General features: G+C 62.0%; 12 protein-coding genes. 9 read left to right on the forward strand and 3 right to left on the reverse strand.

All coding sequences use genetic code 11. The features are described from left to right. Positions 1–12 precede the first annotated feature (12 nt). Entirely contained in the window at positions 13–573 is a 561-nt protein-coding gene (locus tag ACQY7R_RS21210; RefSeq protein WP_428307551.1) for a SecDF P1 head subdomain-containing protein, read from the reverse strand. Positions 574–1083: 510 nt separating this feature from the next. On the opposite strand from ACQY7R_RS21210, the gene ACQY7R_RS21215 reads away from it, so the two are divergent. Continuing rightward, on the forward strand, positions 1084–1398 hold the full coding sequence (locus ACQY7R_RS21215) for a thioredoxin family protein (protein ID WP_428307552.1): 315 nt from the start codon (positions 1084–1086) through the stop codon (positions 1396–1398). A gap of 140 nt (positions 1399–1538) precedes the next feature. Then, positions 1539–2513, forward strand: coding sequence for a UDP-glucuronic acid decarboxylase family protein (locus tag ACQY7R_RS21220; protein WP_428307553.1), 975 nt, complete (start codon positions 1539–1541; stop codon positions 2511–2513). Here the strand turns inward: ACQY7R_RS21220 and ACQY7R_RS21225 are convergent. Next, positions 2510–3010, reverse strand: a complete 501-nt coding sequence (locus tag ACQY7R_RS21225; RefSeq protein WP_428307554.1) for a VanZ family protein — start codon at positions 3008–3010, stop codon at positions 2510–2512. The two genes, ACQY7R_RS21220 and ACQY7R_RS21225, sit on opposite strands and share 4 nt — an antisense overlap. A 78-nt stretch (positions 3011–3088) precedes the next feature. On the opposite strand from ACQY7R_RS21225, the gene tadA reads away from it, so the two are divergent. From tadA to ACQY7R_RS21240, 3 genes are all read left to right on the forward strand, one after another. After that, positions 3089–3550, forward strand: coding sequence for a tRNA adenosine(34) deaminase TadA (gene tadA, locus ACQY7R_RS21230; protein ID WP_428307555.1), 462 nt, complete (start codon positions 3089–3091; stop codon positions 3548–3550). A 206-nt stretch (positions 3551–3756) separates the two neighbouring features. Then, the gene (locus ACQY7R_RS21235) at positions 3757–4428 is read left to right on the forward strand and encodes a hypothetical protein (RefSeq protein ID WP_428307556.1); all 672 of its coding nucleotides are present in this window, start codon (positions 3757–3759) and stop codon (positions 4426–4428) included. A 295-nt stretch (positions 4429–4723) separates the two neighbouring features. Beyond that, a complete protein-coding gene (locus ACQY7R_RS21240) occupies positions 4724–6649 on the forward strand; it encodes a BBP7 family outer membrane beta-barrel protein (protein ID WP_428307557.1) in 1926 nt (641 codons plus the stop codon). 90 nt (positions 6650–6739) lie between these two features. Here the strand turns inward: ACQY7R_RS21240 and ACQY7R_RS21245 are convergent, their stop codons facing one another. Next, on the reverse strand, positions 6740–7567 hold the full coding sequence (locus ACQY7R_RS21245) for a hypothetical protein (protein WP_428307558.1): 828 nt from the start codon (positions 7565–7567) through the stop codon (positions 6740–6742). A gap of 360 nt (positions 7568–7927) precedes the next feature. On the opposite strand from ACQY7R_RS21245, the gene ACQY7R_RS21250 reads away from it, so the two are divergent. The 4 genes from ACQY7R_RS21250 (at position 7928) to ACQY7R_RS21265 (ending at position 14367) form a co-directional block, all read left to right on the forward strand. After that, entirely contained in the window at positions 7928–10600 is a 2673-nt protein-coding gene (locus ACQY7R_RS21250) for an SdrD B-like domain-containing protein (protein ID WP_428307559.1), read from the forward strand. A gap of 900 nt (positions 10601–11500) precedes the next feature. Continuing rightward, complete coding sequence (locus ACQY7R_RS21255) at positions 11501–11974, forward strand: TadE/TadG family type IV pilus assembly protein (protein WP_428307560.1); 474 nt, start codon at positions 11501–11503, stop codon at positions 11972–11974. 26 nt (positions 11975–12000) lie between these two features. After that, entirely contained in the window at positions 12001–12504 is a 504-nt protein-coding gene (locus ACQY7R_RS21260; RefSeq protein WP_428307561.1) for a TadE/TadG family type IV pilus assembly protein, read from the forward strand. A gap of 81 nt (positions 12505–12585) precedes the next feature. Next, positions 12586–14367, forward strand: coding sequence for a pilus assembly protein TadG-related protein (locus ACQY7R_RS21265; protein ID WP_428307562.1), 1782 nt, complete (start codon positions 12586–12588; stop codon positions 14365–14367). The last annotated feature ends 239 nt before the right edge of the window (positions 14368–14606 follow it).

Genomic DNA, 14606 nt, shown 5'->3' on the forward strand with positions numbered 1-14606 from the left:
CTCTATTACGCACTACGGCTGAGGTGCTTCGCAAACAGGCAGTGGCAAAGCTCCGGCATTCATAATTGAGATAAGTGAGTCTACCTCTTCTTCAGGCAGTCCTTCGATGATGGCGGTGTTGCTGATCGCGGCCATTATTGTGGGCGCTGCGAGAATGGAGTCGTCTAGGATGAGTGCCAACGCATGTCGCTCGCCTGTGGCTGTTGGTAGGTTCGCTGCCGTGAGCTTGCCCAGCAACCGACTTCCCTTCGCGTTCAACTCGATTCGTAGGCCCGGGTGCGCTGGCGACTGCCCTGGTCCTCTCTCTACGCTTGTAAAGTAGACGCCAGTCACATCGTGCGAATCGATGAGCACGAGCGTTTCAAACGCATTTGCCGCTTGTCGATGGACGAGCAAGTTCGGCGGGCCGTTGCCATCCTTGAGGCCGCCGACCCACTTGGCAACGACCTTGCCTCCAATGGCGAGTTGTTTTTCTTCCGGCGGAAGTCGCATCGCGGATGCGACGACTGCTTGGTCGCTCGCGGCCACGGGGCTGGCCAAGATGCGAAACTCAAACTCGCCAGCTGCGCTCACTGTTCGCTTCAGCGCGGCACGTTGTTTGGAGTTGAGTGGGCCCAACAGTTCAACTTTAATCGGACCCCCTGGGAGTCGCTCAACTCTTCCGCTGTCGCCGAGGCGTTCTTTCATCGAAGCGATGAGACTTTCCTCAAGAGACGCCACAGAAGCGCCGGGGGGAACCGAGCCGGGTTGACGAGTATCAATTTCAAAATAGAGCGTTTCCGCCACAGGTCGTGCGCACCCCGCAACGAGAGGGATGCAGCACGCGATTGACAGAGCAACGATTCGCGTGGTTGGCCCTAGCCGTGTCATGAGATTTCTCGGATTGGTCGCTGGATGAGTAAGTGAAAATAAATGCGGAACTATGCTTCAGGAGTAGTGCAGAGGAAGATTCGGCCGGGGGCAACGATTCTTGGTATTTTCACGAGGACGCGAATCTCTCGCGTTGGTCCGAAACTTGCGACAGGTTGCGTCGATGTTAACGCGCGAATCGCACAATAGCATTCTCGGCAGTGGGATTTCACCATGGCAAACGAATACCTCAACCCCGGTCCCTCGCGTGAGGAAATCGACGCCACGACTGGTCTCGTGTTGCTCGAATTCGGCGCCCCCTGGTGCGGCCACTGCCAAGGCGCCGCCCCCGCCGTTGCCGAGGCGCTCGCCCAGTTCCCTGGAATCAAGCATCTGAAAGTCGAGGACGGTCCCGGCCGGCCGCTCGGCCGCTCGTTTCGCGTAAAGCTCTGGCCGACGCTCATCGCCCTCCGCGATGGGCAAGAAGTCGCCCGCAGCGTGCGGCCCGAAAGCGTCGAATCCGTGCAGGAACTGCTCAGCCAGCTCTGATTCCCGCCGAGCCAGCCCGTATCGCGGGAATTCCGGCCCTAAACGGCAGGCCAGTCGTCAACTAAGATGGTGGCATCGTTGCGGAGCCGCTCGGCCCGCACGACGCAAACTAAACTCACCATCGAACGGCGTCCCCCTGCATGGCTCTCATTAAACGGATTCTCGTCACCGGCGGCGCCGGGTTTCTCGGTTCCCACCTTTGCGAACGCCTCGTCGGCGAAGGGCACGACGTCCTCTGCCTCGACAATTTCTTCACCAGCCAGAAGAGCAACGTCACTCACTTGCTCGCGAAGCCGAACTTCGAGCTGATCCGCCACGACGTTACCGTGCCGATCAACCTCGAAGTCGACGAGATCTACAACCTCGCCTGCCCCGCCGCGCCGGGCCACTACCAGTACAACCCGATCAAGACGATGAAAACGTCGGTGATCGGCTCGATCAATATGCTCGGCATGGCCAAACGCTGCCGCGCGAAGATCCTGCAGGCGTCGACTAGCGAAGTCTACGGCGACCCCGAAATCCATCCGCAGGTCGAAAGCTATCGCGGTTCCGTCAATCCGATTGGTCCGCGGGCATGCTACGACGAAGGCAAACGCGCCGCCGAGACGCTGTTCGTCGACTACCACCGGATGAACAAAGTGAACGTCCGCATCGTGCGGATCTTCAACACCTACGGCCCGCGGATGCATCCTTATGATGGTCGCGTGGTGTCGAACTTCATCCGCCAGGCGCTCGCCGGCGAGGACATCACGATCTTCGGCGACGGCGAGCAGACCCGCAGCTTCTGCTACCGCGACGATCTCATTGAGGGCTTCATCCGCATGATGGCTGCGCCCGACGATTTCATCGGCCCGGTGAACATCGGCAACCCGGGCGAGTTCACGATTCGCGAACTGGCGGAACTCGTGATCGAACTGACCGGCGCCAAGTCGAAGCTCGTGCAACGTCCGCTGCCGGCCGACGACCCGACCCGCCGTCGTCCTGACATCACGCTCGCCAAAGCGAAGCTCAAGTGGGAGCCAAAGGTGCCGCTTCGCGAGGGATTGGCGGAGACGATCAAGTGGTTCAAGTCGATCAACATCGCCGACTACCGCGCGCCGACGCCGAACTACTAATCTCGTTTGTCGAGGTCTTCCTCACTGACGCCGACGATCGCGAACAGCATCGGCCGAAAGATTTGATAGAGAATGATGCCGCAGAGCACGCCGATCGTGTCGGCGGCCCAGTCGTTCATATCGCACGTCCGTCCGACGGGGATTTGCGTCCATTCGTCGAAGGCGCCGTACACCACGCCCGCCAGCCAGACGGCGAAGTAGTGGCGAGCGTGCAGCCGGCCGATGGTCAGTTCCCAACCGGCGAGGATGCAAAGCGTGAGGACCAGGTAGCCGCCAAAATGGCCCCATTTGTCGTTGAACGACGGCCCGCTATGACCGATGGAAGGGATGTGCGTCCCGGCAAAGAGCAGCAGGAAATAGAAGATCGCCAGCGTGCGAGCACGCGACGCGATTCGGCGGAACCGGCTCTCCCGCGGCGAGCGGTCGTTCGATGGAGGCGAGGAGTCGTGCATCTTAAAGTTAGCGAATCGGCGAAAGTCGCTGAGCGGGTTAGCCATTAGTTTAGTGGGCGACGCAATGAGCGGATAGGAAGCTCGCAGCGGCTTCCATGCAACAGATGAAGCGTTGAGAAATTGATGGACGACGAACGGTATATGCAACTAGCGCTGGAGCAAGCTTTCGAGGCCGCGACCGCCGACGAAGCCCCCGTCGGCGCGATCATCGTCGCGGGCGATCGCGTCGTCGCCGTCGCGCGCAACGAGCGCGAAGCCCTCCGCGACCCAACAGCGCACGCCGAAATGATCGCCATCACGCAGGCGGCCGCCGCCCTGCAAAACTGGCGGCTGGAGAACTGTACCCTGTACGTGACGCTCGAGCCGTGTCCGATGTGCGCCGGCGCGATTGTCCAGGCTCGTATTCCCCGCGTCGTCTTCGGCGCCCTCGATCCCAAAGGGGGGGCGGTGCGCAGTTTGTATCGATTGTTGGAGGACGAGCGATTGAACCACCGCGTAGCGGTCGTCGAGGGAGTACTCCGCGAGCCGTGCGGGCAGGTGCTGACCGACTTTTTCGCGGCGAAACGGCGGGCTAAGCGGCCGTAGCGAGACAGATCGCAGCGAATTCGCGAGCGGCGACCGGCGGTCGCGATTGCACCGGCGGAAGCGTCTCTGGGCGAAGGAATTCGCTCGGAACCCGGCGAATTTGTCGCTGGGGTCCGGGGCGCTGGCGACTAGAGTGGAAGTTAGCCAGTCGGGGGACTAGGCAGATTTCCAGAAATTTGTCCCCCCCGCAGGCCCCGCGTAGAATTGTGATCAACATTCCACTCGATCTTTTCTTGCCGTGGACTGCCGATTGCCGGCAGTCGCCGTCGTTGCCGGGAGTATTCGCGATGAAGAAAATCATGATGGCTCTGACGCTCGTTGCCTGCGGCGCCATACAGGCCCATGCCCAGCAAAGCATGCCGAATTACGGCAAGGTTCAGTCGAACGCATTTCTAGGAAGAACTTCCGCATCGGCTTTCTCGAGTAACCGCTTTCGCTCCGGCGTCTACAATTCAGCTGTGCCGCGATATAACTACTCCAGCGTGAACCGTAACTTGTTCCAGGGAGTGGGGGGAACGCAACCTGCAGCTGCTACTCGCTCCAAGCCCTTCTCGCAGGTGCAACGCGGACCGAGCACGAGCCCCTACCTTGGCCTCGTCGCCGACAATCCTTTCACTTCAACGACGACGAACTATTTCAAGAACGTGCGCCCGCAGATTGAACAGCAGCAGGCGAACGACAAGTTGATGGCTCAAAACATCAAGATGCAGCAACAATTGCAGCAACTGGCTACCAAGCCGCCGTACGATCCGACCGGTTCGGAAGATCGGGCCCCTACCGGTCACTCTGCCGTGTTCCAACAGCAGGGCGGGATGTACGGCAACCCTGGCGGCTACTACCAGGCCGCCCCGATCCGCAGCGTCCGTCAGAAGCGGTAACATTCTTACTCATGCGAAGCCGGGCGCCAGCGAACGTTGGCGCCCGGCTTTTTTTATTGGCCGATCTGTTGGCTTGATTCGCCGTCATGAAAAAATCGTAAAACTGCTCTTGGCGCAATCTCCGCGACTCTGATAAAAGCCCCGCCGCTTTTCGCGCACTCTTCGTGCAGTCATATTTCCAGCGACGCTGTGGGGCCGAACCATGGCCTGGCGTTGCCCAAGGGATTGAACCCTCATGAATCAGGGATGTTATTCCGCGCGCCGCAGCCGTATGGCCCGGTGCGGCGGCTGGGGTATGCTCGCTGCGCTAGTCGCGCTGCTGACGGCAAGTTCCGCCAGCGCGCAAACGGCTGCACCGCGACGAACCACGCGCGGCGGCGAATTGGCGGCCGGAGCGGCGATCGATTCGCTCTTCGATTCCGCCGCTGAAGGAAGCCGTTCCGACGCGCCCGTGAAGAAAGCGCTTAACGGCCAAACGAGCAAAGCCTCGGTCCGTCCGCAGTGGACGGCGCGTCTCGCTCGCAACCCGAAGGCCGACGACGGCAATCCGCCGTACGTGCTGATCGACCGCTATGGCGGCATCCAGCGGTACGTCGAACCGACGCCGACGGTCAATCTCGACCACTACCTGGGACAAACGATCACGGTTCGCCGTGACACGGGGCACACGCTGTTGGCAAGCCAACTCGAACTGCCCAAGGTCGCACGCCCAGCCGGCGCCGTTGTCGGCGCGAGCGGCGGCGACGTCCGCCTCGCCGCTGCCGAGATTCCGCTGGAAGCGACGCCGACGCTCGCCGACGCCCCTGAGGGCGCTGCCGCCGCGAAGCCCGCGATGGAAGCGCTCCCCGATCCGATTCCCGATCCGCAGTCGATGGTCGACGGCGACTCGGGCAACTGGGTCGACGAGCATGGCAATCCGATCAACATGTCAGAAGGCGCCGATCCGCTCTACCTCGACGAAAGCGCCGGCGGCCACTTGCAAGGCTGTTCGACGTGCGGCAGCGCTGTCTGCCAGGCGCAGGGCGGCTGCGGGTACGGTTCGCGTCCCGTTCTATACGTCCGCGGCGAGTATCTCGCCTGGTGGGCCGACGGCATGTACGTGCCGCCGCTGGTCGTGCGCGGCGAAGTAGGCAACAACGGAACGCCGAACGATCCGACGGACGATACCTTCGACAACGCCTATCTCGTCTTTGGCAACCAAGACGTGCTCGCCGGCATCCGCAGTGGCGGACGCGTGCGAGTAGGCTACTGGCTCGACGACTACGGTCAAACGGCGATCGAAGGCGAGTACTTCGGCTTCGGCCAGATTGATACGAACTTCACCGACGGCGGCAACGGCACGTTTCCGATCGTCGGTCGGCCCTTCATCGACGCCACCACTGGATTGAACGCGGTGGAAGACGTTTCCTTCCCCGGCATTCGCGGAACGGTATCGGTCGACATCGACAGCCAGTTCCAATCGGCAGGCATCGGCCTCCGTCGCAACCTGTGTTGTGCCGCGGGGAACACTTGCTGCGGCGATCCGGTAACGTGCGGCAGCCAAGTCGGCGGCTGCGGGGCTGGCGTCAACAACGGGCCTTGCGCGACGCTCTTCGGCAAAGGAACGCGTCACACGGACGTTTACTTCGGCTTCCGCTGGGCGCAGTTGCAGGAAGGACTCGCCGTTCAAGAGAACCTGGAAGTCATCGCTCCGTCAACCGACGTCGGCACGACGTTCCAAGTGAACGACATCTTCCAGACGAGCAACGAGTTCGTCGGCGGCGAGTTGGGCTTCCTGTGGGACTGGGAATACCGTCGTTGGTCGTTGGAATTGCTGTCGAAGCTCGGCATTGGCTCGACGCGGCAGCGGGTGAACATCAACGGTTACACCGTGCGGACTGAACCTGGCGCGGCGTCGGAAACCGGCAGCGGCGGTCTGCTCGCTCAGGATAGCAACATCGGCCAGTATGAACGCAACGAACTGAGCGTCCTGCCGCAGTTGGGCGTCACGCTTGGCTACAAGCTGACCGAACGATTGAAACTGACCGGCGGCTACACGTTCCTCTACTGGAGCAACGTCGTTCGTCCCGGCGATCAGATCGACCTGGAAGTCAACCCGGGCAATCTGCCGTTCGCCAATCCGCCCGATCCGGACGGACTGCCGGCTCGCCCGCAGTTCACCTATCGCCAGAACGATTTCTGGGCGCACGGGTTGAGCGCGGGGCTCGAGTATCAGTGGTAGTCGGCTGCTGCTGACGCGCAACAACGAAAGAACTTGATCGCCACGGCGCGCCTACATACGCGCCGTGGCGATTGTCGTTTGGCGGCACAGCTACTTTAGCCACGATTTGAATTCGGGCGTCACTTCGCCTTCCTTCGCCCAAATCGCCCACTGGTTGCCGTAGCGGTTTCGCGCCCACAGCACCCAGGCCCGCACGATTGCTTCGCGCACCGGCTTTTCGCCTCCCTTGCCGACGGTCACTGGTCGTAGTTGCGGAACGCTCGGCACGCCAGCCGCTTCGAGAGCCGCTGCTTTTCGCTCGCACAGGATGAGAAACTTCTGCAGCCCCCAGGTGTCGTTGTTCCACCCTTCCGGCACATAGTTGCTCGTCCAGTTGACGCCTCCCATGTCAACGAGCTGATCGCGGATCGTCTTACCCGGGGCGACTTCCAAGCGGGCTGTCGCTTGCACGTTGTCGAAATACTGCTTCGGTTGCCTGAGAATCAAATCGCCGTTCCCCGGCGTGTGTTCGAACCAGCTGTAGATTCCGATTCGCGTCTGCTCTTGCTTGGCCTGAGCACGAATGGCTTCGAGCGCATCGTGCAGTTCGCGGTGCGTTTGAGCGATCTCTTGCAGCGAAGCTTCTTTGGGATCGAGCGGTTGCCGCCGGTCGCCTGATAGCACCGTCGGTTCGTAGTCGAGCGTCACGATCTGCCCGCGATGCCCCAGTGCCTCGACCTGGTACTTGTCCGGCGTCCACGGGTACGCGTAGTAAACGACCTCCACCGGAACGCTGCCCGGTACGTCGGCCAGTTGCCGGCCGATGGTCGCGTCGTAGCACTGGGCGGTGCTATCAGTGGCGGAGGTCGCCAGCACGAGAAACGCGAGGAACGCTAGCAAGCGTCGACTGCCGCAACGGTCGTCTATGGAGCTAAGCACTCGTCGCCTCTCGCCGTTGGGTTTGAAGATCGCCAGCCCTTAGCCTACTCGAATTGGCCCGCGTTTTCGCCCGTTGCACGCTGGCGGCCCGGAGCGCGGCCCGCTCGCAGCAGCATGTTTTGCGGGGTCGCGCGTTCGATCGCCTGTCACGCTGCAGCCCGCGACGAACCGCCAATTTCTCGCCGCGCGTCGCCTAGTTCTGCCGCTTCCGAAGTCGCGGCCGACTGGGAGTGCTGGCGCGGTGCGCGGAAATCGTCCGCCTGTTGGGAATCTGTGCGGATTGTGTCGGCCTCTCTGGCCGATAACACACCAAAGTCGTCCTCCCTGGAATTCGCTGAACTCGTTGTTGAGGGTGCTCGCATGGCGCCATTCCGTTTCAGTCCGCAGTCGCTGTTCCGCAAGTTTGCCCCGGCTCGCGCTGCCAAGCCGCTCGCCAAGGGCCTTCGCCGCAAGCAGGGCTTCGGCTTCGAATCGCTTGAGTCGCGGCAGATGATGGCGGCCGACATGGCCGAAATCGTCGGCACCGTACGGCTCGACGTGCAGAACGACGGCAACGCTGCCAACGATACGCTCGTCGCCGGCGCTTCGGTTCAGCTCTATCGAGACAACGGCAACGGCACGTTCGACGCGAGCGACGTGGCCATCGGCGGCGTCGCGACGACCGACGCCTTCGGCCAGTACCGCTTTACCGGGCTCGGCGCCGGCAAGTACTTCGCCAAGCTCACGCTGCCGTCGGCTTACCAAACAAAGTCGGGCGGCGGGCTGCAAGAAATCAACATCACGGCCGACGAGTCGAACGGCACCATTGGCCAGACGATCGACGACTTCGAGTCGAACCAGATCGCCGGCGCCGCGCCTCCGCTGCCGTCGGCCGACAATTCAACGAAGGCTGACACCGGCGTCATGGGCGGCGAGCGCGACATGCACGTCGTCCTCACCGAGGGGACCGACATCTACTCGTCGGTTTCGCTGATCAGCGGCGGCGGCTTCTTGCGGCTTGCCAGCGGCAGCATGGTGAAGGGCAACGCCAAGGTCGTCTGGGACGGGCAGGACGGCAGCGCTACCTCGCTCAACCCGACCGGCCTCGGCGGTCTCGACTTCCGGTCGTTCAACGGCAACACGATGACTGGCATCGTGCTGAAGGTTGGCGCCGATCATCCGAACAGCGTCGTCAAGCTGAAGGTTTACACCAACGCTGGCAAGTGGAGCGAATTCACTGCCACTGTGCCGGAAACGAACGGCGGCGCCGCGACGGCCCAGCTCACGTTCAACTTCGCCGGCTCGGCGAGCAGCAGCTCCGGCGGCGGCATCGATTGGAGCAACGTCGGCGCGATCGAACTCACTTTCGAAGGCGTCACCGCCGTCGACGGCATGGTCTCGCTGGTCGGCGTCATCGGTCTCACGACGAAGACCGCCGACTTCACCGCGTACGAGCGGATCAACCTCGGCGATCGCGTTTGGAACGACGCCAACAACAACGGCACCCTCGACGGCAGCGAACAAGGCATCGGCAGCGTCAAGCTGAACCTGTTCATCGACGCCGACAACAACAACCAATTTACGCCCGGCGTCGACACGTTCGTGGCGACCACCACGACCAACGGCACGGGCCACTATCAGTTCACCGACCTGCTGCCCGGCAAGTACATTGTGCAGGTCGACGCGGCGAACTTCGGCGCCGGCCAGTCGCTTGAAGGCCTTAAGCCGAGCTCCGGCGTTGCGGCTGATCCCGACAACGGCGTCGACAACGACAACAACGGCATCCTGCTCGCCGGCCAAGGCGTCGTCAGCCAAGGCATCTCGCTGATCGCCGCCAACATGACGGTCGACTTCGGCTTCTTCGGCTTCGACCTGGTACTCGACAAGTCGATCGACCAAACCAGCGCTTCGCCGACCGAAACGCTGGACTACACGGTTCGCATTGTGAACGACGGGCCGTCGACCGCGATGAACGTGTCGTTCCTCGACACGCTCCCGGATGGCGTGACCTACAAGTCGCTTACCATCGACAAGGCTGGCATCAACCTTACGCACTCGAACGGCAAGATCACCGGCAACCTCGGCAATATGGCCGCGGGCGCGGTGATCATCATCAAGATCAAAGTCGATGTGAAGGCGAACGCCACCGGTTCGCTGCTGAATAAGGCCGAAGTCAGCGCTCCGAACGAAGAATACATCTTGAACAACAAGGACGAGGTCGAGATCCCGGTGATCCCGAAGATCGACCTCGCCATCGACAAGATCGATAGCCGCGATCCTGTGGCGCCGGGCGAAATCTTCTACTACACGGTGACGGTCACCAACAACGGTCCGTCGATCGCTACGGGCGTGAAGGTCGTCGACACGCTCCCAGCGAGCGGCGTGGCCTACATGTCGACGTCGCGGGCGTTGGAGTCGCACCTGGGCCGCGAGTTGACCTACAACCTCGGCACGATGGCGCCGGGCGACGTCGTCACGTTTACGATCTACGTGCAAGTGGATCAAGGGTTTAGCGGCACGCTGCTGAACGAGATCACAGTCGCGGGCAACGAGATCGAAATCACCTACGCCAATAACAAGGACACCGAGCCGACGGTTGTGAAGGTCGATCCGGCAAGCCTCAATGGCTACGTCTACGTCGACAAGAATGACAACGGCGTCAAGGAAGCGGGCGAGAAGCCGATTGCCGGCGTGATTCTGACGCTGACCGGCACCGACATTTTCGGCGCCGCGGTCAGCCGCACCACGGTGACGGACGTCAATGGTTACTACCAGTTCCTGAACCTCACGCCAGGGACTTACAACGTCTTCCAAACGCAGCCGACGAAGTACAAGGACGGTAAGGACGCAGTAGGTAACACGTTCAATCAGCTCGGTGAAATGCTGATCGGTCAGAACGGCTTCACGGGTCTCGACCCGCAGGGCCCCGGCGATTCCGACTCGATCGAGCAAGTGACGCTGAACAGCGGTTTCGCCGCGAAGGATTACAACTTCGGCGAACTCGCCGTCTCGACGAGCAAGGTCGACTTCATCCGCCCGATTTTCTACCGCTAAGCGGTCGATCGTCGGTCAGCGACAATTCGAAATGCCACGCGAGCCGCTCCTTCGGGGGCGGCTTGCGGCATTTCTAGCCCTAGCTCCAACCGGGGGTGACGTGACGTTGGGGCAACCTTTGGCGGAGTGGAAACCGACCCCCGGGCGGAGCCCGGGGCTAGGTGTCGCGTCGCCCTGCGACGCGATATCGATTTTAGGCGACACTAAGGCGTCGCTCTAACGCGTTGGTTTGAAACGCATTGCGGCGAATCGTGGTCGTCGTCCACTATCGCGAGGCGACATTAATGGCGAAATGCGACATGAAGCTTGGCCGTTCGAGTGCCCTCTCGGCGCTGCGAACTTCGTGAAGGCGGCGGGTTGTCAAAGATCGGCTCGGCGCGCGGCATCGCCTGGGAGAACTTCACCTTAGCAAAGTGGATCGCGCTTGTCCGTCACGATTTTCGGCCACTCTGCCACACCGACCAAATGCTCTGGCTCCCTCCCCCTCAAGGGGAGGGGACCTCAGAGTTCATCTTTCGCGAACCTCGAGTAATTAGCGTTCCAGTGCGCTTCACACACTCCGTAGGCGTACATCCACCGGAATGGGCGCCAACCCCCGGGCGGAGCCCGGGGCTAGTTTGGCGCTCACGGGCCTTCCTAGCCGGCAAAAAAGTCCGAATCTTTTCTACCCGATCCGGCGCCTTCCTCATTCGTGACCTAGGGTTGTAATGCCCGGCCATGCGCCTGCCGAAAACTCGGCGACGCGGGGCCGCGGCAGGGCTTCTCGCCCTCCTTTTCGTTGCCTTATCCCCTGCCCCTTTTCGTTTCGCTCCGCTCTTTCACGCGTGCCCGCACGGCGTTCGACGCTGCGCGGCGCACACCGACAGACTCGCGAGACGGACCCGCCAGTCGAGACGCACCATGCGGCACCTCAGGAAACGTCCGGCGCAACGCCGCGGCACCGCCGCCGTTGAAACGGCGGTCGTGTTGCCCGTCTATGTGCTGCTGCTGCTGGGGATCATCGAGTTCGGCCATGCGACGATGGTGATCAACCTGCTGCAAAGCGGTTGCCGCACCGCCGCTCGCATGGGCTCGATGCAGGGCCCGACGACGGAGCAAGTCGTCGCGAGGGTTCGTCAGACGCTCGGCTCCGCAATCGACGCGACCAAGGTGAACGTCTATGTGCAGGACGCCAGCTCGCTTGATTCGGGCGCCGTCTGGCCGACCACGGACGCCGAAGTCCAAGCATTGCCTCCTATGCAACTAACCGAGGCCGAGCCTCGGCAGATGTTCGTCGTCCGCGCCAGCGTCAACTACAACGACGTATCGGTGCTTCCAATGCCTTTCCTGGCCGGCGTCACCCTCGACGCTCAAGCCTTTATGCGACACGAGTGATGTCCACTACATAGGAAGCCCATGCCATGTCTCCCGCCACCCCTCAGCGACGTTGGAATCGCCGCTCCCTAAAGCCAGCCGCACGACGCGGCGCCGTTGCCGTCGAATTCGCCGCAGTCGCCCCGCTGCTGCTTGCCGTGATCGTAGGGCTCGTCGAGCTCTCGCGAGTTTATAGCGTGCAGAACTGTCTCGAAACCGCCGCTCGCGAGGGAGCCCGCTTCGCCGCGCTCGATCGCTCCGGCATGATGCTCGGCGGCAAGACCGCCAATCAAAAGCTGATCGACGACGTCAAAAACTACCTCGCCTCGAACAACATCAATCCCGACAAGGTCAAGGTGAAGGTCACCGCCGCCGACGACCCGAGCCATGAATTCAATCTCGATGACCGTGCGAACGATATGAAGCTGTTCCAAGTTCGCGTCGAGGTTCCCTATTCTGACGTTAGCTACACCCCGGTGAGCAACGCCAACGACTACACCTTGAATTCCGCGCTGACGTTCCGCAACGGTCGAGCGGTCGTCGCCAACTAACCGCCTGCTACTCCTGCCTGCCTCCTGCTCCTGCCCCGCCGCACGCCCCCGCGGCCCCTCGTGCTTCTCGGAGATCCTGCCATGAAACTCGAACCCGACATCCAGCGCACCTCCGCGCCACGGCAACCGCGCCGTGTCACGCCGCCGCGACGCGGCGTGATCCTGGTCCTCACTGGATTCTGCCTGGTCGCGCTTTTCGCCTTCGTCGCCCTGTCGGTCGACGCCGGGCGAATGGTGCTCACCAGCACCAAGATGCAGAACGCGGTCGACGCGTCGGCCCTTGCGGCGGCGCAAGAGATTTCGGCTGCCATTCACGCCGCTGGTCAGGGCCAAGGCTCGGCCAACGTCGACGCCAATTCGATTGCCGTCGAACAGGCTCGCTCCATGGCGGCACAGGTCGCCGAAGCCAACGGCCTGTACATCGATCCCTCCCAGGACGTGAAGTTCGGCAAGCGGGTGTTCGACGATGCGACCGGCACGTGGCCCATTCATTGGGGCGCGTCGCCGTTCAACGTCGTGAAGGTCGTCGGCCGTCGCACCGACGAAAACGTCGATGCCCCGGACGGACAGTTACCGTTGGCCTTCGGTTGGGCCGTCGGCCGTTCGAAGGTGCCGATCACCGCGTCGGCGACGGCGTTCGTCGAAGCCCGCGACTTGGTTGTCGTACTCGACTTCTCGGCTTCGATGAACGATGACAGTACGCTTGGCGACAGTGCGTTGTCGCAAGCTCAGGTTGAAGCCCAACTCGATGCGATGTGGGCGGCTCTGCAAGCGGCCAATCCGAAATGGCCCAACACGACGGTGAGCAAGTTCCCCGCGGCCGGCTTCGGTCAGGTGAAATCGGCCGCCGGCACTTCCGTGAGCAGCACTGACGTGAACACGATCTTCACGACGTTGCAACTCAACGCCCGCAACAGCGACGGCTCGGCGAAGTATCCGTTCCCGCAGTCAGGCCGCGCTAGCAACGGCAAGCAGAACGCGAAGCTCAGCGCGACTGCCAGCGACACGGCATGGAAGGCGTACATCACCTATACGAAAGGCCTGAGCGGAACGTACAAGCAAAAGTACGGTTACCGCACGCTGCTTAGCTACTTGCAGAACAGCAAGAACGGCTGGTACGAATCGGAAGATTTGTGGCGGACCCCGCACTATCCGTTCCACGCGGTGAAGCAAGGGACGTCGCTGTTCTTCAACTTCCTGACGGATCTCGACTTCGGCGACGAGGTCGGCGTCGTGAGCTACGGTTCTTACGCCGTCAAAGAATGGGACCATCACGACGGCGAGGTCGACATCGACATCAGCGCCGATCCGATCACGGCGGATTACGCGACGCTCGATAACATTCAGCGTCGGCACCAGGCTGGTCACTACGACGACTACACCGGCATGGGCGACGGCATCCTCAAAGGTCGCGAGCTGCTGCTCGGCGTCGACAGCGATCCGAACGACGACGGCTTCTCGCGCTACGGCGCCCGGCCGACGATGATCGTGATGACCGACGGACAGGCCAATCGCTGCCCGGCGAATTGGAGCTTGCCCGCCAGCTTCAAGTGGAAGGACTGGACCGACTACGACGGTAACGGGACAGCCAACTACACGACGACCGACAAGTACAAGCAGTACGCCTTCTACGAAGCGACGAAGGCGATCGACCGTGGCGCCACGATTCATACGTTCGCGGTTGGCGCCGACGCAGATCGGGCCCTCATGCAAGCCATCGCCTACGCTGGCGGCGGCATTTACATGAACGTTCCCGGCGGAAGCACGGTCGCTGCGATGGAGAATCAGCTGACCGACGCCTATCGGCAAATTGCTTCGAAGGTGCCGCCGGCGAAGCTGGTGTACGAGTTTCCGAACAACTGAGGCTTAAGCTGCCGCAGTCGTTTGGTTTGACGCGACGTAGCCCCGGCCTGCCGATCCAGGTCGGGGCTCTTCGTTTGCTGGAGACGCGCCGGGGGCGTTCGCCTCACGGCGGTTTCCCCTGCCCAGGCAGCCGGCAGTGCTCGGTCGAGATGCTCGGTGTCCAAATCTCGGTCGCAGCCTGCCGGTTGCCGCTTTGGCGGCATGAGTCAGTTGTCCGTGGTCAGTTGTCAGTTGCTAAA

Source organism: Lacipirellula sp. (assembly GCF_965279485.1).
Classification (GTDB): Bacteria; Planctomycetota; Planctomycetia; order Pirellulales; family Lacipirellulaceae; genus Lacipirellula.

Excerpts from the sequence above, each read along its gene's own strand:
- ACQY7R_RS21215 (WP_428307552.1), top strand. The coding sequence starts at position 1,084 with ATGGCAAACGAATACCTCAACCCCGGTCCCTCGCGTGAGGAAATCGAC.
- ACQY7R_RS21220 (WP_428307553.1), top strand. The coding sequence starts at position 1,539 with ATGGCTCTCATTAAACGGATTCTCGTCACCGGCGGCGCCGGGTTTCTC.
- ACQY7R_RS21225 (WP_428307554.1), bottom strand. The coding sequence starts at position 3,010 with ATGGCTAACCCGCTCAGCGACTTTCGCCGATTCGCTAACTTTAAGATG.
- tadA (WP_428307555.1), top strand. The coding sequence starts at position 3,089 with ATGGACGACGAACGGTATATGCAACTAGCGCTGGAGCAAGCTTTCGAG.
- ACQY7R_RS21240 (WP_428307557.1), top strand. The coding sequence starts at position 4,724 with ATGCTCGCTGCGCTAGTCGCGCTGCTGACGGCAAGTTCCGCCAGCGCG.
- ACQY7R_RS21250 (WP_428307559.1), top strand. The coding sequence starts at position 7,928 with ATGGCGCCATTCCGTTTCAGTCCGCAGTCGCTGTTCCGCAAGTTTGCC.
- ACQY7R_RS21255 (WP_428307560.1), top strand. The coding sequence starts at position 11,501 with ATGCGGCACCTCAGGAAACGTCCGGCGCAACGCCGCGGCACCGCCGCC.
- ACQY7R_RS21260 (WP_428307561.1), top strand. The coding sequence starts at position 12,001 with ATGTCTCCCGCCACCCCTCAGCGACGTTGGAATCGCCGCTCCCTAAAG.
- ACQY7R_RS21265 (WP_428307562.1), top strand. The coding sequence starts at position 12,586 with ATGAAACTCGAACCCGACATCCAGCGCACCTCCGCGCCACGGCAACCG.